The organism is Polaromonas sp. (assembly GCF_029945895.1).
Classification (GTDB): Bacteria; Pseudomonadota; Gammaproteobacteria; order Burkholderiales; family Burkholderiaceae_C; genus Polaromonas.
Map to the genome: position 1 here is coordinate 1 of NZ_JAQSDL010000015.1, position 20,706 is coordinate 20,706.

The following is a 20,706-nucleotide window of genomic DNA, read 5'->3' on the forward strand; positions in this document are numbered from 1 at the left end:
GCGCGATCAGGTAGCCCTCGTCGAGCATGCGCTGCGCCAGCGCGTCGGTGTCCACGCCGGTTTCCACCCAGCCGAACAGGCCGGCCGGTTCCGCCGCGAAGCTGCAGCCGTGCGCCAGCGCCAGCTTGACGCTGCGGGCGCGCGCCGCATCGAGTCGCGTGCGTACCCGTTCGGCGTGGCGGCGCAGCTGCCCCTGGTCAATGCACCAGGCCAGCGCCTTTTCCAGCAGCGCCGGTGTGGTCAGGGTGCCCAGGAGCTTGGTGTCGAGCAGGCGCTCCACCAGCGCGGGCGGCGCGGCCATGAAACCGACGCGCCAGCCGGGCGCCAGAATCTTGGCAAAACCGCTGACATAAACCGTGCGCTGCAGCCCGTCGAGCGCGCACAGCCGCGTCGCGTGTTCGGGTGCCAGGTGGCTGTAGGTGTCGTCCTCGACGATGTGGAAATTGTGCTGGTTGGCCAGCTGCAGCACGCGGTGTGCGCTGCCGGGGCTCAGGCAGTAACCGGTGGGGTTGTGGAACACGCTGACACTGACAAACAGCTTGGGTGCATGGGCCTCGCAGTAACGCGCCATCACTTCCAGGTCCGGGCCGTCGGCGCGCCGCGGAACCGGCAGGATGCGCATGCCCAGCGCATCCAGGCGCGCAAACTCGACCGCCCAGCCGGGCTCCTCAACCATCACGCAGTCGCCGGCGCGCAGCAGCGTGCGGCTCACGATGTCCAGCGCATGGGTGGCGCCCACGCTGGTGATGATCTGTTCTGGCACCGCATGCACATTGAGCGCGCTGAGTTTCTGCGCGAGCGCGCGGCGCAGGCCGCTGTCGCCCATGGGCTCGCCGTAACTGAGAGAAAAATCGCGCAGCGCGCTGCCGCTGGTGACCTTGCGCACCGCCGCCGGCATGAAACTGGTCTCCAGCCATTCGGGCGGAAACACCCCCATGCCCGGCTGCGGCTTGTTGCTGACCTTGTGGAACATGCCGCGGATCAGCGCGGTGGCATCCACCGGCGCCTGCCGGGTTGACATCCAGGTCGCGGTGCTCCAGCTGTTCAGCGGCAGCGGGGTGTCCGGCGCCACCGATCCGTTTTTTGTAGCACCCTGCGCTGGATGGACGGGCGCCAGAACCGCATTGAATGACGCATCGCGGACAAAGAAGCCGCGGTTCTTGCGCGCCACCACCAGGCCTTGCGCCTGCAACTGGTCATACGCCGCGACCACGGTGGAGACGCTGACGCCTTGCTGCCCGGCACACAGGCGCACCGAGGGCAGGCGCGCGCCGGGCGCCAGCAGGCGGCTGCGTATGCGCTCGGCAAACCGTGCGCTGAGCTGTTCGGTCAGGGACTGGGAGGCGGTTTTCATCAACATGGCGGACCCCGGCTGGCCCGGTGCAAGGCAACACCGCGGCCTGTGTGCTGATAATTTGACCAGCACAGTTTCAGAATTTGTCACCCCAACTGTATGGGTGGTGTGCTGGCTTGAACTATAAAGTCTGAGCCATGAATTGGCAAGAATTTACCGCCCTGCTGGTGCTGGCGACAGCGATGAGCTTTTCACCCGGCCCCAACACCACGCTCGCGACGGCGCTGGCGGCCAACCACGGCTTGCGCCGCGCCATGCCTTTTGTCTGCGCGGTGCCGGTGGGCTGGGGCGTGCTGCTGAGCCTGTGCGCGTTCGGCCTGGGCGCGCTGCTGCTGGCGATCCCGCTGCTGGGCCTGGCGATCAAGTTCATCGGTGTGGCGTATCTGCTGTGGCTGGCCTCAAAGATCGCGCGCTCGCGTCAGCTCAGCGAAGCCGACGCAGAACGCATGAATGTCGGTTTCTGGCAGGGCGCGGCGCTGCAGTTCGTCAACATCAAGGCCTGGATGCTGGCGCTCGCCATCGTGGGTGGCTGGATCGCCGGTCGCAGCGATCCCGGCCTGCGTTTTGCCGTGGTGCTGCCGGTGATGCTGGTCTATGCCTTTGCCAGCAACCTGTTGTACGCGCTGGCCGGCTCGCTGTTGCGCGAGTGGCTGAGCGGCCCGGCGGGCAGTGGCCGGCGCCTGGTGTGGTTCAACCGCGCCATGGCCGCCGTGCTGGTGGCCACCGCGATCTGGATGCTGTTTTTATGAACGCCACCCCCGCCAACATCAGCAAAGGACTCTGGCTGGGCCTGCTGGGCATCGTGATTTTTGCGGTGACCCTGCCGATGACGCGGCTGGCGGTCGGCACGCCCGAGGCGCCGCAGATGTCGGGCATGTTCATCGCGCTGGGCCGCGCCGTGGTGGCGGCCGCGTTGTCGGCGCTGTTTCTGCTGGCCACCCGCGCACCGCTGCCGCAGCGGCGCGACTGGCTGCCGCTGGCCATCACGGCCGGCGGCGTGGTGTTCGGTTTTCCGCTGTTCACCTCGATCGCCATGCGTTATGTCGAGGCCATGCATGCCAGCGTGATCGTGGGCGTGTTGCCCCTGGCCACCGCCGCTGTCGGCGCGCTGCTGCACCGCCAGCGGCCCTCGGGCGGGTTCTGGTGGTGCGCGGTGCTCGGCAGCGCGCTGGTGGTGGCATTTGCGGTGCTGCGTTCGGGTTCGGGCGGGCTGTCCATCCACTTTGCCGACATGCTGCTTCTGGTGGCCATGATGTGTGCAGCGGTCGGTTACGGCTACGGCGCGCGGCTGTCGCAACACATGCAGGCCGAACATGTGATCTGCTGGGCGCTGCTGATCTCCCTGCCCTTGACCCTGCCGCTGGCGCTGCTGAGCTGGCCCCAGGGCACGGTCAAGGCCAGTGCCTGGGCCGGTTTTGCCTACCTCGGCGTGTTTTCCATGTGGTTGGGCTTTTTTGCCTGGTACCGCGGGCTGGCGATGGGCGGCACCGTGCGTGTGAGCCAGGTGCAGCTGGTCCAGCCCTTCCTGTCCATGCTGTTTGCCGTGCCGCTGCTCGGTGAGCGCCTGGATGCAGTCACCGTGGGTTTCAGCCTGGCCGTGATTGCCACCGTGTTTGCCGGCAAGAAAATGCCCGTCCATACCGCCATCCTGAAGGAGGCCCCATGAAGATGAGCCAGATTCCTTTCGGCACGACCGACTGGTCCGCCGTGGAGCGCAGCGAACATTCGGCACAAAGCGGCCGGGCTTTCTGGCGCACCCAGCAGTTTGGCGAACTGCGTGTGCGCATGGTGGAGTACACGCCCGGTTACGTGTCCGACCACTGGTGCAGCAAGGGCCATATCCTGCTGTGCCTGGCGGGTGAATTGCACACCGAGCTGGAAGACGGCAGCGTGCACATACTTCAGCCCGGCATGAGTTACCAGGTGGCCGATGGGGCCGAGGCGCACCGCTCCAGCGCACCCAAAGGTGCGACACTGTTTATCGTGGATTGACGACAGAAAAGAGAACAACCATGGAGAAAAGCAACATGCACTGGACCCTGGCCGCACGCGCCGAAAAAATGAACCCCTCGGTGATCCGCGAGATCCTCAAGGTCACCGAAAAGCCCGGCATCATCAGTTTTGCCGGCGGCCTGCCCTCACCCAAAACCTTTCCAGTCAGCGCGTTTGCCGAGGCCTGCGCCAAGGTCTTGCGCGAAGACGGCCCGGCAGCCCTTCAATACGCGGCCAGCGAAGGTTACGGCCCGCTGCGCGAGATGGTGGCGGCGATGCTGCCCTGGAACGTGGACCCCGCGCAGGTGCAGATCACCACCGGCTCGCAGCAGGGCCTCGATCTGCTGGCCAAGATCCTGATCGACAAGGACAGCCCCATCCTGGTGGAGACGCCGACCTACCTGGGCGCGCTGCAGGCTTTCATGCCGATGGAGCCGCAGGTGGTGAGTGTGGCCAGCGACGACGAAGGCATTGATGTGGACGACCTCGCACGCAAAGCCAAAGGCGCCCGCTTTCTGTATGTGCTGCCCAACTTCCAGAACCCGACCGGCCGCACCATGAGCGAAGCACGCCGCGCCGCGTTGTCGGCCAAAGCTGCCGAGTTGGGGCTACCCATCGTCGAAGACAACCCCTACGGCGACCTGTGGTTCGATGCGCCGCCGCCGCTGCCGCTGAGCGCACGCAACCCGGACGGCTGCCTCTACCTCGGTTCATTTTCCAAGGTGCTGGCGCCTGGGCTGCGTCTGGGTTTTCTGGTCGCACCGAAAGCGCTGTATCCCAAGCTGCTGCAGGCCAAGCAGGCGGCAGATCTGCACAGTCCGGGTTTCAACCAGCGCATGATCGCCGAGGTCATGAAGGACGGTTTTCTGGACCGCCACGTGCCGACGATTCGCGCGCTCTACAAGTCGCAGCGTGATGCCATGCTGGCCGCACTGAAACGCGAAATGCCATCGGATGTCAGCTGGAACACACCGGACGGCGGCATGTTTTTGTGGGCGCGTTTGCCGGCCGGCATGAACGCGGTGGCGCTGCTGCCCAAGGCCGTCGACAAAAACGTGGCCTTTGTGCCGGGCGCCGCGTTTTACGCCGACAACGCCGACGAACGCACCCTGCGCCTGTCTTTTGTGACCGCCAGCGTGGAACAGATCAACACGGGCATTGCTGCGCTGGCGGCGGCAATCCGCGAGAACCAGCCAGCGCAAACCGACAGCGTGAGTTCCAGCCACAGCTTGCGCAGCGAAGGGCCGCCCCGAGCAAGCAACGCCCCCATACAAGGTGAGAGGGGCAGCGAACTGCCGCAGGCTCGCGAAGCGACGAGCGTGGGGGTCCAATAAGTGCTGAAGATCTGGGGGCGCATGAGCTCCATCAATGTCAAGAAAGTGGTGTGGACCGCGCAGGAGCTGGCGCTTGATATTCAGCGCACCGAAGCCGGCGGCCTGTTTGGCGTGGTCAAGACACCCGAGTACATGGCGCTCAACCCCAACTCACTGGTGCCGGTGATCGAGGACCAGGGGTTTGTGCTGTGGGAGTCCAATGTGATCGTGCGTTATCTGTGTGCGCGGCATTCGTCCGGCGACCTTTACCCGACCGACCTGCGTGAGCGTTTTGACGCCGAACGCTGGATGGACTGGCAGCAGACCACACTGAACCCGGCCAGCCGCCCCGGCTTCTGGCAGCTGGTGCGCACCCCGCCCGAGCAGCGTGACGCCGCACTGATTGACGAATCCAATGCCGCGGTCGAGGCGCTGATGGCGATGCTGGACGCCCACCTCGCGCAGCGCAGCTTCATGGTCGGCGAGCGTTTCACCGTGGCCGACATTCCCGTCGCCTGTGAGGTGCACCGCTGGTTCGGCCTGCAGCAGCCACGACAGAGCCGGCCCCACCTCGAACGCTGGTACGACAGCCTGTGCGCCCGGCAGGCCAGCAAGGGTGTGCTGGACCTGGCGCTGTCCTGACACCTCTCACCTCTCACCTCTCACCTCTCACTTCTCACTTCTCATCTTCTGACCCCGCACCATGAAAACCAGACCCTTCAAACAAGTCGACGTCTTCACCGACCGGCCCTATTTCGGCAACCCGCTGGCGGTGGTGCTGGACGGCAGCGGGCTGGACGACGAAGCCATGCAGCGTTTTGCACGCTGGACCAACCTCTCGGAAACCACCTTTGTGCTGCCGCCCGTCGATCCGGCTGCCGACTACCGCGTGCGCATCTTCACGCCGGGCGGCGAATTGCCTTTTGCCGGCCATCCCACGCTGGGCAGCTGCCACGCCTGGCTACAGGCCGGCGGCACACCCAGGCGTCAGGACTTCATCGTGCAGGAATGCCAGGTCGGTCTGGTGAACATCCGGCGCGAAGGGGACCGGCTGGCTTTTGCCGCGCCGACGCTGCAGCGCTCGGCGCCCAGCCCCGCGGTGCTGGCGCAGGTGGCTGCCGCCCTCGGCCTGAAAGCGCAACACATCCTGGCCGCGCAGCTGCTCGACAACGGCCCGGTGTGGCTGGGCCTGCTGCTGGACAGCGCCGACACCGTGCTGCAGCTGGCGCCGGATCACGCCGCACTCAAAAAACATGGGCTAAAAGTGGGTGTAGCCGGTGCCCATCCAGCGCAGATAGCTCCTGTTTTAATAGCGCGCACCAACCGCGAGGCACGCGCTTTTGCCGGCAGCATGCCCGCCGGCGCAGCAGAATCAGCCACCGCTGACTTTGAGATGCGGGGTTTTGCAGCGCCCCTCGGCATCGAGGAAGACCCGGTCACCGGCAGCCTGAACGCCAGCCTGGCGCAATGGCTGATCGCCGAAGGCCATGCGCCCGAGCGTTACGTGGCCGCCCAAGGCACTTGCCTGGGCCGCGCCGGCCGCGTCTACCTGACACGCGAGACGGATGCGGCGGGTTCTGCACAGGTCTGGGTCGGCGGCCAATCCGTCACCTGCATCAACGGCACGGTGGCGCTGTGAGCGACACTGTGCGCCGCGCGCCATGAAGCAGGCCCAGATCGATCACCTGGTCGTCGTGGCCGCCAGCCTGGCCCAAGGCGTGGCCTGGTGCGAGGACACCCTGGGCATCACGCCCGGCCCCGGCGGCGAACATCCGCTGATGGGCACACACAACCGCCTGTTCAGCGTGGCCGGCCCCGCCTTCCCGCGCGCCTACTTCGAGATCATTGCGATCCAGCCCGGCGTCGCGCCACTCAGGGCGGCCGGCAGGCAGCGCTGGTTCGACATGGACGACCGCGAACTGCAGGCGCGTGTGGCCAGTGAAGGCCCGCAGCTGGTGCATTTTGTCGCCAGCGTCCCGGGCGTGGTTTCGGCCGTCAAGGCACTGGCCGCACAGGGCCTGGAGCGCGGCAGCGTCGTGGAAGCCTCGCGCCAGACCGCCACCGGCCTGCTGAGCTGGCGCATCACCGTACGCGACGACGGCCAGCGGCTGTTTTATGGCGCCTTGCCGACGCTGATCCAGTGGGGCGAGGCCGGAGAGGACCCGGCGCAGGCGACGCATCCACTGGATGCGATGCCTGCTTCGGGCGTGACACTTCAGGCGCTGCAGGTCCGCCACCCACGGCCGGAACAGCTTCAGGCCGCTTATGCCGCGATCGGCCTGACCGGTGTGAGCGTGACCCAGGGCCCGCCCAGTCTTCATGCCACGCTACAGACGCCGCGCGGCCTCGTCGCGCTCGAATCGAAAGGAATTTAAATGCTCACGGCATCCGAACTCGCCTGGTTTGCGCTCATCGCGCTGGCGCTGGTGCTCACGCCCGGCCCCAACATGATTTACTGCATCTCGCGCACCCTGTGCCAGGGCCGCGGTGCGGGCATGGTCTCGCTGGGCGGCGTGGCCCTCGGTTTTGTCGTGCACCTGCTGGGCGCCTCCTTCGGTCTGAGCGCATTGTTGCTGGCGGCGCCGGTGGGGTTTACCGCAATCAAGGTCGCTGGCGCCCTGTACCTGCTCTGGCTGGCCTGGCAGGCCGTCAAACCCGGGGGCCTCTCGCCATTTGAAACCCGCAGCCTGCCGCACGACCCGCCGCGCACGCTCTTCCTGATGGGGTTCATGACCAACCTGCTCAACCCGAAAGTAGCGATGTTTTACCTGTCCTTCTTTCCGCAGTTCCTGCACCCCGAACGCGGCCAGGTGCTGCTGCAGAGCCTGACGCTGGGCGCGGTGCAGATCAGCGTCAGTCTGGCCATCAACACCGTGATCATCTTTTTCGCCGCCAGCCTGGCGGTCTTTATCAATCGCAACAGCGCCTGGATGCGCGTGCAGCGTTATGTCATGGGCAGCGTGCTGGGCCTGCTGGCGCTGCGCCTGCTGAGCGAAAAACGGACAAGCGCATGAACGCCCTCCTGAAAGACGTGGGCAGCAGCACGCTGCCGTCACTCGCGGACATCGAAGCCGCGGCCCGGGTCGTGTACCGCGAGTTCCAGGCCACGCCGCAGTACCGCTGGGGCCTGTCGAGCCAGCGGCTGGGCACCGACTGCTGGATCAAACACGAAAATCACACACCGGTCGGCGCCTTCAAGATACGCGGCGGGCTGACTTACTTCAATGCCTTGAGCCAGGCCGGCACGCTGCCGAAGGAAGTCATCAGCGCCACCCGGGGCAACCACGGCCAGAGCATGGGCTGGGCCGCGCGCGCGCATGGCGTGGCCTGCACCATCGTGGTTCCGCGCGGCAATTCACTGGAGAAAAACGCCGCCATGCGCGCGCTCGGCGTCACGCTGATCGAACACGGCGAGGACTTCCAGGAGAGCCGCGAATACGCGATGCACCTGGCGATCGAACGCGGTGGCCACATGGTGCCCAGTTTCCATGCCGACCTGCTCAGCGGCGTGAGTACCTACTGGTGGGAGTTCATGCTGGCCGTGCCGCAGCTCGATGTGGTCTATGTGCCGATCGGCCAGGGCTCGGGCGCGTGTTCGGCGATTGCGGCCAAACTCGCCCTGGGCCGAAAATTGCGCATCGTTGGTGTTGTCAGCGCACACGCCACCACCTACGCCGATTCGCTGGCCGCCGGCCACGTGGTCGAAGCGCCGGTCAGCACGCGGCTGGCCGACGGCATGGCCTGCCGCATCGCGGACCCGGCCGCGCTTGACATCCTGTTGCCGCAGCTGGATCACATCGTGAAGGTCAGCGACGACGAGGTCGCGCAGGCCATGCGCGACCTGTATGCCGACACCCACAACGTGGCCGAAGGCGCCGGTGCCGCGAGTTTTGCGGCCGCCATGCAGGAGCGCGCGCAACTCAAGGGCCAGGTGGTGGGCACCACGCTGTGCGGCGGCAATGTGGACAGCGCCACTGTCGCCAGGGTATTGGACCCCCACGCTTCTCGCTTCGCGTAGTACGCTGCCCCTGCGGCCCGGCGAACCCGGTTCCGCGGCCCCGGCTGGACCGACTACTTTTAGCGGTGGTCACACACGGGACTGGGTGCGGCTTCGGTGCGCGCCACAATTTGCCCATGGGAACCCTTTACCTCGTGCGCCACGGCCAGGCCTCGTTTGGCGCTGACAACTACGATGTGCTGAGCAGCATGGGGCACAGGCAGAGCGTGCGTCTGGGGGAATACTTCAAGTACAAGGGCCTCACCTTCGACGCGGCGCTGACCGGCACGCTGAACCGCCAGATCCAGACCTTTGCAGGCATCTGCGAAGGCATGGGCACGACGCTTGATGCATCGCGGCAACCCGGGCTCAATGAATACGACGCGGAAGCGGTGATCGCGGCCATCCATCCGGCCCAACTCGAGAAACCGACCTCGCCCGAAATGGTCCGCGGCCACTTCCGCCTGCTCAAGGACGGACTGGCACAGTGGATGGCCGGCGTGGTCAGCCCACGCGGCATGCCCAGTTACACCGATTTTGTGGCGGGCATCACCGGGGTGCTGGACCACGTCAAGAGCAGCTACACCGGCAACGTGCTGCTGGTCTCCAGCGGCGGCCCGATTGCCACCGCCGTGGGCCATGTGCTGGGCACCAGCCCCGAGGCCACCATCGACCTGAACCTGCGCATCCGCAATTGCTCGCTGACCGAGTTTGCGTTCACGCCCAAACGCCACATGCTGGTGACCTACAACACGCTACCGCACCTGGATGCGCCCGAACACGCGGACTGGATCACCTACTCCTAGGGCCTAGCCGGCCCCTTGCGTGGCGGCGTCCAGCCATTGCAGGTAGGCGCTGGCGCCCGCGCTTACCGGCATCTGCAGGATCTCCGGCGTGTCGTACGGGTGCCGGGTGATGATGAAGGCCTCCACCTGCGCATACAACGCCGCGCGGGTCTTGATCAGCAGCAGGAATTCGGCATCTTTTCGGCTCTCGCCCTGCCAGACATAAAAACTTTTCACCGGCATCACCTGCACACACGCGGCCAGGCGGGCTTCCACCAGGTGCTGCGCCAGCATTTCCGCCGCGGCCTCGTTGTCCATGGCGGCCATCACCATGCAGACCGCGTCCATGAACGTCCTAACGCGGCGTCTGGGCGCTGACGCGCCAGACCACATTGCCCACGTCATCGGCCACCAGCAGGGCGCCACGTTTGTCGAGCGCCACACCGACGGGCCGGCCCCAGGCCTTGCCCTCGGGGCTGACAAAGCCGGTCAATACATCGATGGGTTTGTCAGAGGGTTTGCTGCCGATGAAGGGCACAAACACCACCTTGTAGCCGCTCAGCGGCTTGCGGTTCCAGGAGCCGTGCTGGCCGACAAACACACCGCTGGCCAGCGATGAAGGCAGCGTGTTGCCTTCGGCAAACACCATGCCCAGCGGCGCCACATGCGAGCCCAGCGCGTAATCGGGTGCAATCGCCTTGGCCACCAGGTCCGGCCGCTGCGGCGCCACGCGCACATCCACTGTCTGCCCGTAATAACTGTAGGGCCAGCCATAAAAAGCGCCGTCCTTCACCGAGGTCAGGTAGTCAGGCACCAGGTCGCTGCCGATCTCGTCACGCTCGTTGACCACGGTCCAGAGCGAGCCGTCGGGCGCCCAGCCCATGCCGTTGGGATTGCGCAGGCCCGAGGCAAACAGGCGGCGCGTGTTGGTCTTGGGGTCGACCTCGTGGATGGCCGCGCGATCCACCTCGATGTCCATGCCGTTTTCACCGACGTTGCTGTTCGAGCCGACGGTGACGTAGAGCTTGCTGCCATCGCGGCTGGCGATGACATTTTTGGTCCAGTGATGGTTCAGGCCAGCCGGCAGGTCCACCACCTTGACCGGCGTGGCCGTGATGGCGGTCTGGCCCTCTTCATACGGCACCTTGACCAGTGCGTCGGCGTTGGCAATGAACAGTTCCCTGCCGACCAGCGCCATGCCAAACGGCGAGTTCAGACCCTGCATGAACACCGTGCGGGTTTCGGCCTTGCCGTCGCCGTCCACATCGCGCAGCAGCGTGATGCGGTTGGCACTCGCAACGCCGGCACCGGCACGCTTCATGACCACCCCCATGATCCAGCCCTTGATGCTGAAGCCGGCGTCGGGCTGGGGCGGCTTGTTGCTCTCGGCGACCAGCACGTCACCGTTGGGCAGTGTGTAGAGCCAGCGCGGATGGTCCAGGCCCGTGGCCAGGGCAGTCACCGTGGTGCCGGCCATGGGCCGCGGCATCACGCCTGCCGGCCAGCCCTGTGCCGGGGCAATGTTGACGGTGGGGATCAGCGACCTGACCGGCTGGGACAGCGTGGGGGTGACGCCCATATCGGCGCCAGCCGGCAGCTTGGTCGTGTCGCCACAGCCGCTCAGACCCAGCACCAGCGCTGCGCACAGCGGCACCAGCACGAAACGCGAAACAAGGGCGGCAGGGCGGGAAACAGGCGAGGCTGGCATGGTAAATCCTTGGTCGGTGATTGGGGGCGCATCGGGACGCGCATGCTGCTGATTGTTGACCCTGCAGGCTGCTGTGTTCTGTCAGCTGAAGTCCCCAGTTTTTGTCAGGTCGGCCGGGCGGCGATTCAGGCCATCGGCGGGAGCTGGCCAATCTCGCGCAGCAGGGCCGCCAGCGCCGCGCCGCTGGCCTGCAACACCGCCAGGCCTTTGCCGGCCGTGGCGGCCGCCGCATTGCCGGCCGCACCCTGCGGGTTCAGGTCCTGGGCGGCCCAGGCCAGTTTGGCGCTGCTGCCGTTGCCCAGGATGGGGTAGCTGTGCGCCCGGTCCTGGCTGCTGGAGTGAAAGTTCTGCGCCAGCGCCATGTCCACCTTCTGAGGATGCAGCGCCAGCATCATGGAAGTTTCGACATCGCCACCATGCACGCCGAAGCGTTCTTCGTCGGGGCCGAACAGCTGTTTCACGGCAGCCGGTAGCGGCAGGCTGAAGGTATTGACGGTGAACACCGCCATGGCGAAACGGGCCCGCAGTTCGCGCCCGACGATGTCCAGCGTGGAGACATTGCCGCCGTGCGCATTGAGAAACACCAGCTTTTTGATGCCGGTGCGCGCGACCGATTCACCCAGGTCGATCCAGCTCTGGATCAGCGTGGCCGCGCCCAGGGTCAGGGTTCCGGGAAAGGCGATGTGTTCGATGCTGCGGCCCACGGTCTGGGTCGGCAGAAAAAGAACAGGCAGGTTTTGCAGATGGGGCAGGCAGTGTGCAATCACGCCATTAGCCAGGTCCGTGTCCACACTGAGCGGCAGGTGCGGCCCATGCTGCTCGATCGCGGCGACCGGCAGCACGGCAATGGTCGCCGCATCGAGGCGGGCGAAGTCGGGGCTTTTGAGGTCGGCCCAGAAATGGGGGAAGGATGCTGGGGAGGGGCGCGCGGGGTTCATGGGCGTATTTTGGGCCATTCTGCGCTGGGGGTGTTAGCCGTTCTAAGGTTCAAAACTAAGCCGCCGCCGCTGCCTTCTGAATCTCCACCCGCAAATTCTGCTGCTGACTCAGATGCCGACCCTGCCGCTGAGCCCCATGTTTGTCAGCCGCTGCAGAAAGCGCTTTCTGCGGGCCGCCCAGCAACGCCGCCAGACACTGCGGCCGCCCGCGCGCGCCGCTGGCCTGGTAGTCGGCCAGCAGGGCTTGCGCCACAAGGGACGGAGCCAGCAAGCGCACCTGTGTCAAATGCACAAACAGCAGGTCCACCAGTTTCTCCAGCGCGAATTCGTGCGTCTTGCCGGTGGTCTGCCAGAGCCAGTCGCTGAAGGCCAGGAAATGTCCAAAGGCCGAACCGGGTCCCAGCAACAAGGCCAGCGCCTGCGAGAAACGCCCTGAGTTGGCAACCATGTCCCAGTAGCGCGCAAAGCGCTTGATGCGCTGCATGGTCGCAAAATCCACCGTCGAATTTTGCAGGATGGTGTAGGGCGTGTGCGGGTCGTAGGCCATCGCAAATTGCGCCGTGTGCCGCGTGATCGGCGTACCGCGCAGGCGCTTGAGCACACCGAACTGGATCTCGTGCGGCGCGAGGGCGTGCAGGCGATCGAAGCCCTCGGCAAAACTCGCCAACGTCTCGCCGGGCAGGCCAAAGATCAGGTCGGCATGCACATGGGCGCGGCTTTGCGTGACCAGCCAGCGCAGGTTCTCGGCCGTCCTGGCGTTGTCCTGCTTGCGCGAGATGCGCTGCTGCACGTCGGGGTTGAAGCTCTGGATGCCGACCTCGAACTGCAGCGCGCCGTCGGGGAATTGCGCAATCAATTCCTTCAGGCGGTCCGGCAGGCTGTCGGGCACGACTTCGAAATGCACAAACACATCGGGCACTTCGGCGATGCGGTCCAGAAAAAACTGCAGGATACGTACCGAGTTGTCGATCTTCAGGTTGAAGGTGCGGTCCACAAACTTGAAGTTGCGCGCGCCGCGGCGGTACAACGCTTCCATCTCGGCCATGAACACATCCAGGTCAAAGGCCCAGGCGGTCTTGTCGAGCGAGCTCAGGCAGAACTCGCACTTGAACGGGCAGCCGCGCGAAGCTTCCACATACAACAGGCGCTGGGCCAGGTCCTCGGCCGTGTAGTCCCTGTAGGGCAGCGCCAGTTCCTCCAGCGGCGGCTGCTCGCCAACAATCACTTTCATCAGCGGCTGCGGGCCCCCACCCGGTAATTTAAGCAGCGCCCGGCACAGTTTCGGAAAACTCACGTCACCCCAGCCGGTGACCACATGGTCGGCCAGGCGGCAGATTTCCTGCTGCTCCACCTCATGGCTGACCTCGGGGCCGCCCAGCACAATTTTGATGTCGGGCCGCAAGGTTTTCAGCAGGCGCACCAGCTGGGTGGTTTCCACCACATTCCAGATGTAGACGCCAAGACCGATCACCTCGGGCTGCAGCGCCAGCAGCTCTTCCACCATGCGGGTGGCGGGCTGGCCAATGACAAACTCGCGCAGCTGTGTCTGCGCGCGCAGGCCGGCGCCGCCGTGGCGGTCCATGTTGGCCAGCAGGTAACGCAGACCCAGCGAGGCGTGGATGTATTTGGCGTTCAGGGTGGCCAGAACAACACGCGCGCTGCCTTGGGCCTCAGGGAGAAGGGGTGAAGGCGCGTGGGGGTTCATGCCGGTATTATCAAACCATGACACAAACCCTGTTTCGTGATGACGCTTATCTGGCCGAATGCAGCGCGGCCGTGACCGCGGTGACCGGCCAGGGCCTGGTATTGGACCGCACCGTGTTTTACCCGCTGGGCGGTGGCCAGGCCGGCGACACCGGCGTGCTGGTGCTGGCCGACGGGCGCGAGATCGCCATTACCGACACGCGCAAGGGAAAAAATGACCAGGGCCAGTTCACAGCGGACATCTGCCACCTGCCGGCCCTGCCGGACCCGGCCGCGTCGGTGCTGGACCACCTTCTGGCGGCTGGCTTGAAAGCCGGCGATGTGGTGACCGCCCGCGTCGACTGGGCGCGCCGGCACCGGCTCATGCGTTTTCACACCACCACCCACCTGCTGTGCCACCTGGTGCCGCAGCTGGTCAACGGCTGCTCGATCACGCCCGACTATGCGCGGCTGGACTTCAACATGACGGACCCGCTGGACAAGGACGTCTTGAGCGCCGGCCTTGCCCGCCTGGTCGCCGCCGCGCACCCGGTGACCGTGGGCAGCATCAGCGACGCGGAACTCGATGCGAACCCGGCCCTGGTCAAAAGCATGAGTGTGCAGCCGCCGCGCGGCAGCGGCCAGGTGCGCACCATCCGCATCGGCGGCGCCGGTGCAGACGCCATGATCGACTTCCAGCCCTGCGGCGGCACCCATGTGGCCAACACCTCCGAGATCGGCGCGGTAATCGTCACCAAAATCGAGAAAAAAAGCGCCACCACGCGCCGCATCGTCCTCGGCTTCGCTGCCTGATTTCTTCGATGCGTCCGAGAAATGCCACCGGCGACACTTTTTTTGCCTGGGACGGCGAGGTGCTGGTGGTCAATATCCTGGGCAAACCGTCGGCCAGCCGTGACGCGATCGGCAAACCCAAGGGCACCCAGCTCAAGGTCAGCGTGACCGCCGCGCCGCAGGCCGGCAAGGCCACCGACCACATGCTGCGTTTCCTGGCGCCGCTGTTCGGTGTGGCGGTCAGCGACATCGAGGTGGTCTTCGGCCAGGAGAACGTCAACAAGCAGCTGCGCATCCGCGCGCCAAAGAAACTTCCGGGGGTGTTTGCGCAGACCGCCCTGCCCACGGACCCTGCCGGACGACAATAGCAAGAGGGCCTGCGGGCACCGTCCCAGGAACTAAAGGCCAGCGTGCCGCTCACACCATGACCATGATTTTTCACCGCCTGGCATCCGCTCTGTTTTTGATAGCTGCTTGCGCTTTGTCAACGGGGGCTGCAGCCCAAATCAGCTTCACAAACAAGACTGCGGCGAAGACCGTGGTCAGCACCGACCAGGTGCGCGCCGAACTGCTGGCCTGGGCACCCGATGGCGTGGAGCAGGGCAAGCCGGTATGGGTGGCCCTGCAGCTGGCGCACATTCCCGAGTGGCACACCTACTGGAAGAACTCCGGCGATTCCGGCCTGCCGACGCAGCTTGAATGGACACTGCCGGCCGGTGTCACCGCTGGCGACATCGCCTGGCCGACCCCGAAAAAGATACCGATCGGCACCCTCGCCAACTACGGCTACGAAGGCACCGTGCTGCTGCCGGTACCGCTCACCGTGGCGCCCGGCTTCAACGCCGCCAACCTGGACATCCAGCTCAAGGCCAGCTGGCTGGTCTGCAAGAAGGAATGTATTCCGCAGGAAGGTGATTTTTCCCTGCAGATCCCGGTCAGGAGTTCGACCGGCAGCAGCAGCAGCCTGTTTGCGGCTGCCTTTGCCGCCAGCCCCCAGCCGCTGGCCGCCACCGGCAGCCAGGTGCAGGTCGGCGCCAAATCCATCCAGGTGGCGCTCGCAGGCCTGCCCGCGCGCCTGCAGGGCAAGACCCTGGACTTTTTCCCGGAAACCGGCGGCGTGATTGAGCCCGCCGGCGCTTGGCAGCAAGCCTGGCAGGGCTCGGTGTGGACCGCACAACTGCCGCTCTCCAGCCAGCGCAGCGAAAGCCCGCGCGTGATGCCGGTGGTGGTGGCGCTGGACAAGACCGCCTACCGCGTCGAGCTGCTGGTCCAGGGCGACTGGCCGGCCGTGGCCGCCGCGGCCACGGTGTCGCCGGCGCTGGAAGCCGCGCTCAAGGCCAATGCGGCGCTGGGCGCGGCGCCGACCGGCAGCAGCACGCCGCCGCTCACGCTGGTGGCCGCCCTGCTGGGTGCACTGCTGGGCGGACTGATCCTGAACCTCATGCCTTGCGTGTTTCCGGTGCTGGCCATCAAGGTGATGAGTTTCGCCAAGGAGAAAAATCGCGCGGCACGCCTGAGTGGCGGGCTGGCCTACACGGCCGGCGTGGTGCTGTCCTTCCTGGCACTGGGCGCCCTGCTGCTGGGCCTGCGCGCCACCGGCGAGCAGCTCGGCTGGGGCTTCCAGCTGCAAAGCCCGGCCGTGGTGGCCGCGCTGGCCGTGCTGTTCACGCTGATCGGCCTGAACCTGGCGGGCCTGTTTGAATTTGGCAGTTTTGTGCCCGGAAAGGTCGCCGGCCTGCAGGCCAAAAATCCGACGCTCAATGCCTTTCTGACCGGCGTGCTGGCCACCGCGATTGCCTCGCCCTGCACCGCGCCTTTCATGGGGGCGTCGCTCGGTTACGCCGTGGGCCTGCCCGCCGTGCAGGCGCTGGCAGTGTTTGGGGCCATCGGTCTGGGCATGGCCCTGCCCTACCTGGCGGCCAGTGCGGTGCCGGCGGTGGCGCGCGCCCTGCCGCGACCGGGCGCGTGGATGGTGACCTTCAAGCAGCTGATGGCGTTTCCGATGTTTGCCACCGTTGCCTGGCTGGTCTGGGTGCTGGGCCAGCAAAGCGGCATCGACGGGGCAGGCGCCCTGCTGGCGCTGCTGGTGCTGATGGCGCTGGTGTTGTGGTCGCTGACGCTGCGGGGCCGGACCCGGACCGTGGCTGCTACGCTTTCAATAGCGCTTGGCGCTTTCGGGGTATGGGCTGTAGGCCAGAATGTCATCAAGCCGCTGGAGACTTCCAGCGTCGCTGCGGCATCCCCGGGCCGCTGGCAGGCCTGGGAGCCGGGCCGCGTGGACCAGCTCACGGCCCAGGGCCAGAGCGTGTTTGTCGATTTCACCGCCGCCTGGTGCGTGACCTGCCAGTACAACAAGAAAACCACGCTGGCCAATGCCGATGTGCTGGCTGACATGGATGCGAAAAACGTGGTGCTGCTGCGCGCCGACTGGACGCGCCGCGACCCGGCCGTGACGGCTGCGCTGGCGCAGCTGGGCCGCAACGGCGTGCCGGTGTATGTGATCTACAAACCCGGCCGCGCGCCGGTGGTGCTGTCGGAAATTCTCTCGGTCGCCGATGTCCGGGCCGAACTGGCCAGGCTCTAGTACTGCAACCTGTCCGTCAGTTCATTTTTCTGAAGGAGTTCCAGCCATGTTGAACCACCCTGTCAATCGCCGCCTCTTTTCCGGCGCCCTGCTCACCGCGCCGTGGGCTGCAAGCTTCACGCAGACCGCCCATGCAGCGGTGGCTGTCGGCCAGGCCGCGCCAGACTTTTCGGCGCTGGACACCGCCGGAAAAACCCACCGCCTCAGCGACTACAAGGGCAAACTGGTGCTGGAATGGACCAACCCCGGCTGCCCGTTTGTGCAGAAACATTACAACGGCAACATGCAGGGCCTGCAAAAAGAGGCCGTTGGCAAAGGGGTGGTCTGGCTGGCCGTCAACTCGACCGACACCGGCAGCGGCGACTACCTGGCGCCCGCCAGGCTCGCCGGCTGGATGGCAGGCAAACAGGCAGCGGCCAGTGCCACCCTGATGGACGACTCGGGCAGCATCGGCCAGCTCTACAGCGCCCGGACCACGCCGCACATGTACATCATCAGCCCGCAAGGCCAGCTGGTTTATGCCGGGGCCATCGACAGCGTGCCTTCCGCCCGCGTGGACGACATCCGGACCGCGACCAACTATGTGCGCCAGGGCTTGAACGAAGCACTGGCTGGCAAGGCCCTCAGCGTGGCGAGCAGCCGGGCCTACGGCTGCTCGATCAAATACAAGGACAAGGCGTGAGTTCCGGCGCGACCCCGGTGCCGCCGGCCGAACGTCTGCCTTACATCCTCAGCCATTGCCGCACGATTGCGGTGGTGGGCCTGTCGCCCAAACCGCATCGCGCCAGTTTCGACGTGGCGCGTTACATGCAGGGCCAGGGTTACCGCATCATCCCGGTCAACCCGAATGTCAGCGAGGTGCTCGGTGAAAAAGCCTATGCCAGCCTGACGGAAGCGGCGCAGCACGAACACATCGACCTGGTGAACTGTTTTCGCAACAGCGAGGACATTCCGCCCATCGTTGACGAGGCCATCGCCATTGGCGCCAAGGCCGTCTGGATGCAGCTAGGCATCCGCCACCCGGCGGCCGCCGCCCAGGCCGAAGCGGCGGGCCTGCTGGTGGTGCAGGACCACTGCATCAAGGTCGACCACAAGGTGCTGCAGTCGCGCGGCCTGCTGGCGACGCGGGGCGGCTGAGGGGAGCGCGGCCCCTGCGCCGCGCGCGGCTCCGGGATAATCGCCGCATGTCCTCCCTGCACCGGCCTGTGCACTCGTCCCTGTCGACCCTGCTGCCCCTGTTGTGGCTGCCGGCCTTGCTGCTGCTGGGCGGCTGCCTGCAGACCGCCCCGACACACCGCGGCGAGACGCAGGTGGCGCCACTGACCTCGGGCGAGCTGGCGCAATCGGATGTGAACCGCATGGCCACCCTGGGCATGCGCGACAACCTGGGCAGCCTGTACCGCCTACTCGACAAGCTGTACCGGCGCAACCCCGCCGAATGGCGCAAGACCGGCAGCACCAGCCGCGAGGCAGCGGTCCAGCGCGTGCGCAGCGCCATCGACAGCCACACACCCTGGCCGGAGCTGCAGGGCAAACGCGACATCGCCGCCCTGTCGCTGGCGCTGAGCCCCGACTTCAAGGGCGACCGGGTGGCCGCTTTTGTGTATGCCAGCGCCGACATGCTGATCGTGGCGCACAACGGAAAAACCGATTTTTACCTGGTTGACAGCCTGGACGCGCAGTACATCTACAACGCGGCGCGCAACATCGAATCGGCCGTCTGGCTGCTGGCCTCGCGGCGCAACCCGGCCGGCCAGCCGCTGCTGCTGGCCGATGAGATCTCCGAACGCGAACGCAACCTCAGTTTCGAGCGCGAGTTCGGCAAGGTCATCGGCCGGCTCGACCTGCTCTCCGAAGTCCTGACCGAGAAATACCGCCGCGCCGTGATCACCTATGTGCAGAGCCTGGCGGGCGCTTCCTTTCTGCAGTTTCTGCCGGTCCGTTAGACAGGCCCCCACGTTCCCCACTTCGTGTGGTTCGCTGCCCCCCGAGGGGGGCGCATTTTTCCTTGGGGCGGCCCGGCGGAAAAACATAGCCCCCACGGTCGTTCACTGCGTGTAACTCCCTGCCCCCCGAGGGGGCCGCTGCGCCTGCGGGCCGGCAAAGCCGGTCCCGCGGCCCCTGCTTGACTCAAAACTCCGCCGCTCCGCCACGCGGGCACCAGATCGGCCCGCGCAGTAGAAAGATTCACGGCTCTGAGACAATACAAGCATGTTTGCTCCCCTCCAAAACGACACCTTTTTGCGCGCCTGCCTGCGTCAGGCCACCGATTACACCCCCGTCTGGCTGATGCGCCAGGCCGGACGCTACCTGTCGGAATACCGCGCCAGCCGGGCCAAGGCCGGCAGTTTCATGGGTCTGGCGACGTCGCCCGACTACGCCACTGAAGTCACCTTGCAGCCGCTGGAGCGTTACCCGCTGGACGCAGCCATCCTGTTTTCCGACATCCTGACCGTGCCCGACGCGATGGGCCTGGGCCTGTCGTTTGCGCTCGGCGAAGGTCCGCGTTTTGCGACGCCGGTACGCGACGAAGCCGCCGTGACCCAACTCGAAGTGCCGGACATGGAAAAACTCCGTTATGTTTTCGACGCCGTCACATCCATCCGCAAGGCGCTCAATGGCCGCGTGCCGCTGATCGGTTTTTCAGGCAGCCCCTGGACGCTGGCCTGCTACATGGTCGAGGGTGCCGGTTCGGACGACTACCGTCTGGTCAAGACCATGCTGTACCAGCGCCCCGACCTGATGCACAAAATGCTGGCCATCAACGCCGACGCGGTGGCGGCCTACCTGAACGCCCAGATCGAGGCCGGTGCCCAGGCGGTGATGATTTTCGACAGCTGGGGCGGCGTGCTGGCCGACGCGGCCTTCCAGACCTTCAGCCTGGCCTACACCCAGCGCGTGCTGAGCCAGCTCAAGCGCAGCCATGAGGGCGTGGTCATTCCGCGCCTGGTCTTCACCAAGGGCGGCGGCCTGTGGCTGGAGCAGATGGCCGGACTCGACTGCGAGGTGCTGGGCCTGGACTGGACCGTCAACCTGGCCCAGGCGCGTGCACGGGTCGGTGCACGCATGGCGCTGCAGGGCAACCTGGACCCGAATGTGCTGTTCGCCAACCCGGCGCAGATCGAGAAGGAAGTGGCCGCGGTGCTGGACAGTTTTGGCCAGCCGCATGCAGACCTGCACAGCAGCGGCCCCACCCATATCTTCAACCTGGGCCACGGTATCAGCCAGCACACCCCGCCCGAAAGCGTGGAGGTGCTGGTCCGTGCCGTCCATGCGTATTCCCGCCGCATGCGCACGGGAAACCCGCATTGATGCAGGTTTTGCCGTCCGTTAGCACAAATCCAGGCGCCGCAGACCCGACTTATTCACAAATTTTGTGCTGCGGTGCCGCATGAAGCTGTAACAGGCCGGCCTCCCGCTATCAAAGCCATAGCGCCGCTAAGTGCTTGATTCATATAGGATCTTCAAACTGCTTTTTTTGCGGGCAATTTAAGAAAAGCCTTGATTTATAAGGCCCCGGCGCGCGCCAGAGCAATCTATCAACAAAGTTATCCACAGAA

At 65.8% G+C, this 20,706-nt stretch carries 22 protein-coding genes; 17 read left to right on the forward strand and 5 right to left on the reverse strand.

What is annotated here, in order from left to right; all coding sequences use genetic code 11:
- Positions 1 to 1,360 (reverse strand): PLP-dependent aminotransferase family protein (locus PSV33_RS01905; RefSeq protein ID WP_300557952.1); only part of this gene is annotated, 1,360 nt, incomplete at its 3' end.
- Between the two features lie 131 nt (positions 1,361 to 1,491).
- On the opposite strand from PSV33_RS01905, the gene PSV33_RS01910 reads away from it, so the two are divergent.
- From PSV33_RS01910 to PSV33_RS01955, 10 genes are all read left to right on the forward strand, one after another.
- A complete protein-coding gene (locus PSV33_RS01910; protein ID WP_300557954.1) occupies positions 1,492 to 2,103 on the forward strand; it encodes a LysE family translocator in 612 nt (203 codons plus the stop codon).
- Positions 2,100 to 3,020: a DMT family transporter gene (locus tag PSV33_RS01915; protein ID WP_300557956.1), complete on the forward strand. Its 921-nt coding sequence runs from the start codon at positions 2,100 to 2,102 to the stop codon at positions 3,018 to 3,020. Before PSV33_RS01910 ends, PSV33_RS01915 begins: the two co-directional genes overlap by 4 nt.
- Positions 3,017 to 3,346 carry a DHCW motif cupin fold protein gene (locus PSV33_RS01920; RefSeq protein WP_300557958.1) on the forward strand — a complete coding sequence of 110 codons (330 nt, stop codon included), beginning with the start codon at positions 3,017 to 3,019 and terminating at the stop codon, positions 3,344 to 3,346. The genes PSV33_RS01915 and PSV33_RS01920 overlap by 4 nt, the downstream gene beginning before the upstream one ends.
- A 20-nt stretch (positions 3,347 to 3,366) precedes the next feature.
- A complete protein-coding gene (locus PSV33_RS01925) occupies positions 3,367 to 4,680 on the forward strand; it encodes a PLP-dependent aminotransferase family protein (RefSeq protein WP_300557960.1) in 1,314 nt (437 codons plus the stop codon).
- On the forward strand, positions 4,681 to 5,301 hold the full coding sequence (locus tag PSV33_RS01930) for a glutathione S-transferase (RefSeq protein WP_300557962.1): 621 nt from the start codon (positions 4,681 to 4,683) through the stop codon (positions 5,299 to 5,301). It abuts the gene before it with no gap.
- 61 nt (positions 5,302 to 5,362) lie between these two features.
- Positions 5,363 to 6,298: a PhzF family phenazine biosynthesis protein gene (locus PSV33_RS01935; RefSeq protein ID WP_300557963.1), complete on the forward strand. Its 936-nt coding sequence runs from the start codon at positions 5,363 to 5,365 to the stop codon at positions 6,296 to 6,298.
- 22 nt (positions 6,299 to 6,320) lie between these two features.
- Positions 6,321 to 7,034: a VOC family protein gene (locus PSV33_RS01940; RefSeq protein WP_300557965.1), complete on the forward strand. Its 714-nt coding sequence runs from the start codon at positions 6,321 to 6,323 to the stop codon at positions 7,032 to 7,034.
- A complete protein-coding gene (locus PSV33_RS01945; protein WP_300557967.1) occupies positions 7,035 to 7,673 on the forward strand; it encodes a LysE family translocator in 639 nt (212 codons plus the stop codon).
- On the forward strand, positions 7,670 to 8,677 hold the full coding sequence (locus PSV33_RS01950; protein WP_300557969.1) for a threonine dehydratase: 1,008 nt from the start codon (positions 7,670 to 7,672) through the stop codon (positions 8,675 to 8,677). The genes PSV33_RS01945 and PSV33_RS01950 overlap by 4 nt, the downstream gene beginning before the upstream one ends.
- Before the next feature lie 116 nt (positions 8,678 to 8,793).
- On the forward strand, positions 8,794 to 9,462 hold the full coding sequence (locus tag PSV33_RS01955; RefSeq protein ID WP_300557971.1) for a histidine phosphatase family protein: 669 nt from the start codon (positions 8,794 to 8,796) through the stop codon (positions 9,460 to 9,462).
- Between the two features lie 3 nt (positions 9,463 to 9,465).
- On the opposite strand, the gene cutA is transcribed toward PSV33_RS01955, so the two are convergent.
- The 4 genes from cutA to PSV33_RS01975 all read right to left on the reverse strand — a co-directional run bounded on the left by cutA (position 9,466) and on the right by PSV33_RS01975 (position 13,792).
- A complete protein-coding gene (gene cutA, locus PSV33_RS01960) occupies positions 9,466 to 9,789 on the reverse strand; it encodes a divalent-cation tolerance protein CutA (protein WP_300557973.1) in 324 nt (107 codons plus the stop codon).
- Between the two features lie 7 nt (positions 9,790 to 9,796).
- On the reverse strand, positions 9,797 to 11,149 hold the full coding sequence (locus PSV33_RS01965) for a sorbosone dehydrogenase family protein (protein ID WP_300557975.1): 1,353 nt from the start codon (positions 11,147 to 11,149) through the stop codon (positions 9,797 to 9,799).
- 125 nt (positions 11,150 to 11,274) lie between these two features.
- The gene (locus tag PSV33_RS01970; protein WP_300557977.1) at positions 11,275 to 12,087 is read right to left on the reverse strand and encodes a creatininase family protein; all 813 of its coding nucleotides are present in this window, start codon (positions 12,085 to 12,087) and stop codon (positions 11,275 to 11,277) included.
- A gap of 55 nt (positions 12,088 to 12,142) precedes the next feature.
- A complete protein-coding gene (locus PSV33_RS01975) occupies positions 12,143 to 13,792 on the reverse strand; it encodes a DUF4080 domain-containing protein (RefSeq protein ID WP_300557979.1) in 1,650 nt (549 codons plus the stop codon).
- A gap of 17 nt (positions 13,793 to 13,809) precedes the next feature.
- On the opposite strand from PSV33_RS01975, the gene PSV33_RS01980 reads away from it, so the two are divergent.
- The 7 genes from PSV33_RS01980 (at position 13,810) to hemE (ending at position 20,458) form a co-directional block, all read left to right on the forward strand.
- Entirely contained in the window at positions 13,810 to 14,583 is a 774-nt protein-coding gene (locus PSV33_RS01980) for an alanyl-tRNA editing protein (protein ID WP_300557981.1), read from the forward strand.
- Between the two features lie 8 nt (positions 14,584 to 14,591).
- Positions 14,592 to 14,930 (forward strand): DUF167 family protein, encoded by a 339-nt coding sequence (locus PSV33_RS01985; protein WP_300557983.1) that lies wholly within the window; start codon positions 14,592 to 14,594, stop codon positions 14,928 to 14,930.
- A gap of 62 nt (positions 14,931 to 14,992) precedes the next feature.
- Entirely contained in the window at positions 14,993 to 17,146 is a 2,154-nt protein-coding gene (locus tag PSV33_RS01990; RefSeq protein WP_300558105.1) for a thioredoxin family protein, read from the forward strand.
- A gap of 46 nt (positions 17,147 to 17,192) precedes the next feature.
- Positions 17,193 to 17,828, forward strand: a complete 636-nt coding sequence (locus PSV33_RS01995) for a thioredoxin family protein (protein ID WP_300557985.1) — start codon at positions 17,193 to 17,195, stop codon at positions 17,826 to 17,828.
- Entirely contained in the window at positions 17,825 to 18,283 is a 459-nt protein-coding gene (locus PSV33_RS02000) for a CoA-binding protein (protein WP_300557987.1), read from the forward strand. The genes PSV33_RS01995 and PSV33_RS02000 overlap by 4 nt, the downstream gene beginning before the upstream one ends.
- A 47-nt stretch (positions 18,284 to 18,330) precedes the next feature.
- Entirely contained in the window at positions 18,331 to 19,092 is a 762-nt protein-coding gene (locus tag PSV33_RS02005) for a hypothetical protein (RefSeq protein WP_300557990.1), read from the forward strand.
- A 265-nt stretch (positions 19,093 to 19,357) separates the two neighbouring features.
- The gene (gene hemE, locus PSV33_RS02010) at positions 19,358 to 20,458 is read left to right on the forward strand and encodes a uroporphyrinogen decarboxylase (protein ID WP_300557993.1); all 1,101 of its coding nucleotides are present in this window, start codon (positions 19,358 to 19,360) and stop codon (positions 20,456 to 20,458) included.
- Positions 20,459 to 20,706 lie beyond the last annotated feature (248 nt).

Bases quoted from the DNA above. Each gene is read 5' to 3' on its own strand.
- PSV33_RS01910 (WP_300557954.1), top strand. From the start codon at position 1,492: ATGAATTGGCAAGAATTTACCGCCCTGCTGGTGCTGGCGACAGCGATG.
- PSV33_RS01915 (WP_300557956.1), top strand. From the start codon at position 2,100: ATGAACGCCACCCCCGCCAACATCAGCAAAGGACTCTGGCTGGGCCTG.
- PSV33_RS01920 (WP_300557958.1), top strand. From the start codon at position 3,017: ATGAAGATGAGCCAGATTCCTTTCGGCACGACCGACTGGTCCGCCGTG.
- PSV33_RS01925 (WP_300557960.1), top strand. From the start codon at position 3,367: ATGGAGAAAAGCAACATGCACTGGACCCTGGCCGCACGCGCCGAAAAA.
- PSV33_RS01935 (WP_300557963.1), top strand. From the start codon at position 5,363: ATGAAAACCAGACCCTTCAAACAAGTCGACGTCTTCACCGACCGGCCC.
- PSV33_RS01940 (WP_300557965.1), top strand. From the start codon at position 6,321: ATGAAGCAGGCCCAGATCGATCACCTGGTCGTCGTGGCCGCCAGCCTG.
- PSV33_RS01945 (WP_300557967.1), top strand. From the start codon at position 7,035: ATGCTCACGGCATCCGAACTCGCCTGGTTTGCGCTCATCGCGCTGGCG.
- PSV33_RS01950 (WP_300557969.1), top strand. From the start codon at position 7,670: ATGAACGCCCTCCTGAAAGACGTGGGCAGCAGCACGCTGCCGTCACTC.
- PSV33_RS01955 (WP_300557971.1), top strand. From the start codon at position 8,794: ATGGGAACCCTTTACCTCGTGCGCCACGGCCAGGCCTCGTTTGGCGCT.
- cutA (WP_300557973.1), bottom strand. From the start codon at position 9,789: ATGGACGCGGTCTGCATGGTGATGGCCGCCATGGACAACGAGGCCGCG.
- PSV33_RS01965 (WP_300557975.1), bottom strand. From the start codon at position 11,149: ATGCCAGCCTCGCCTGTTTCCCGCCCTGCCGCCCTTGTTTCGCGTTTC.
- PSV33_RS01970 (WP_300557977.1), bottom strand. From the start codon at position 12,087: ATGAACCCCGCGCGCCCCTCCCCAGCATCCTTCCCCCATTTCTGGGCC.
- PSV33_RS01975 (WP_300557979.1), bottom strand. From the start codon at position 13,792: ATGAACCCCCACGCGCCTTCACCCCTTCTCCCTGAGGCCCAAGGCAGC.
- PSV33_RS01980 (WP_300557981.1), top strand. From the start codon at position 13,810: ATGACACAAACCCTGTTTCGTGATGACGCTTATCTGGCCGAATGCAGC.
- PSV33_RS01985 (WP_300557983.1), top strand. From the start codon at position 14,592: ATGCGTCCGAGAAATGCCACCGGCGACACTTTTTTTGCCTGGGACGGC.
- PSV33_RS01990 (WP_300558105.1), top strand. From the start codon at position 14,993: ATGATTTTTCACCGCCTGGCATCCGCTCTGTTTTTGATAGCTGCTTGC.
- PSV33_RS01995 (WP_300557985.1), top strand. From the start codon at position 17,193: ATGTTGAACCACCCTGTCAATCGCCGCCTCTTTTCCGGCGCCCTGCTC.
- PSV33_RS02005 (WP_300557990.1), top strand. From the start codon at position 18,331: ATGTCCTCCCTGCACCGGCCTGTGCACTCGTCCCTGTCGACCCTGCTG.
- hemE (WP_300557993.1), top strand. From the start codon at position 19,358: ATGTTTGCTCCCCTCCAAAACGACACCTTTTTGCGCGCCTGCCTGCGT.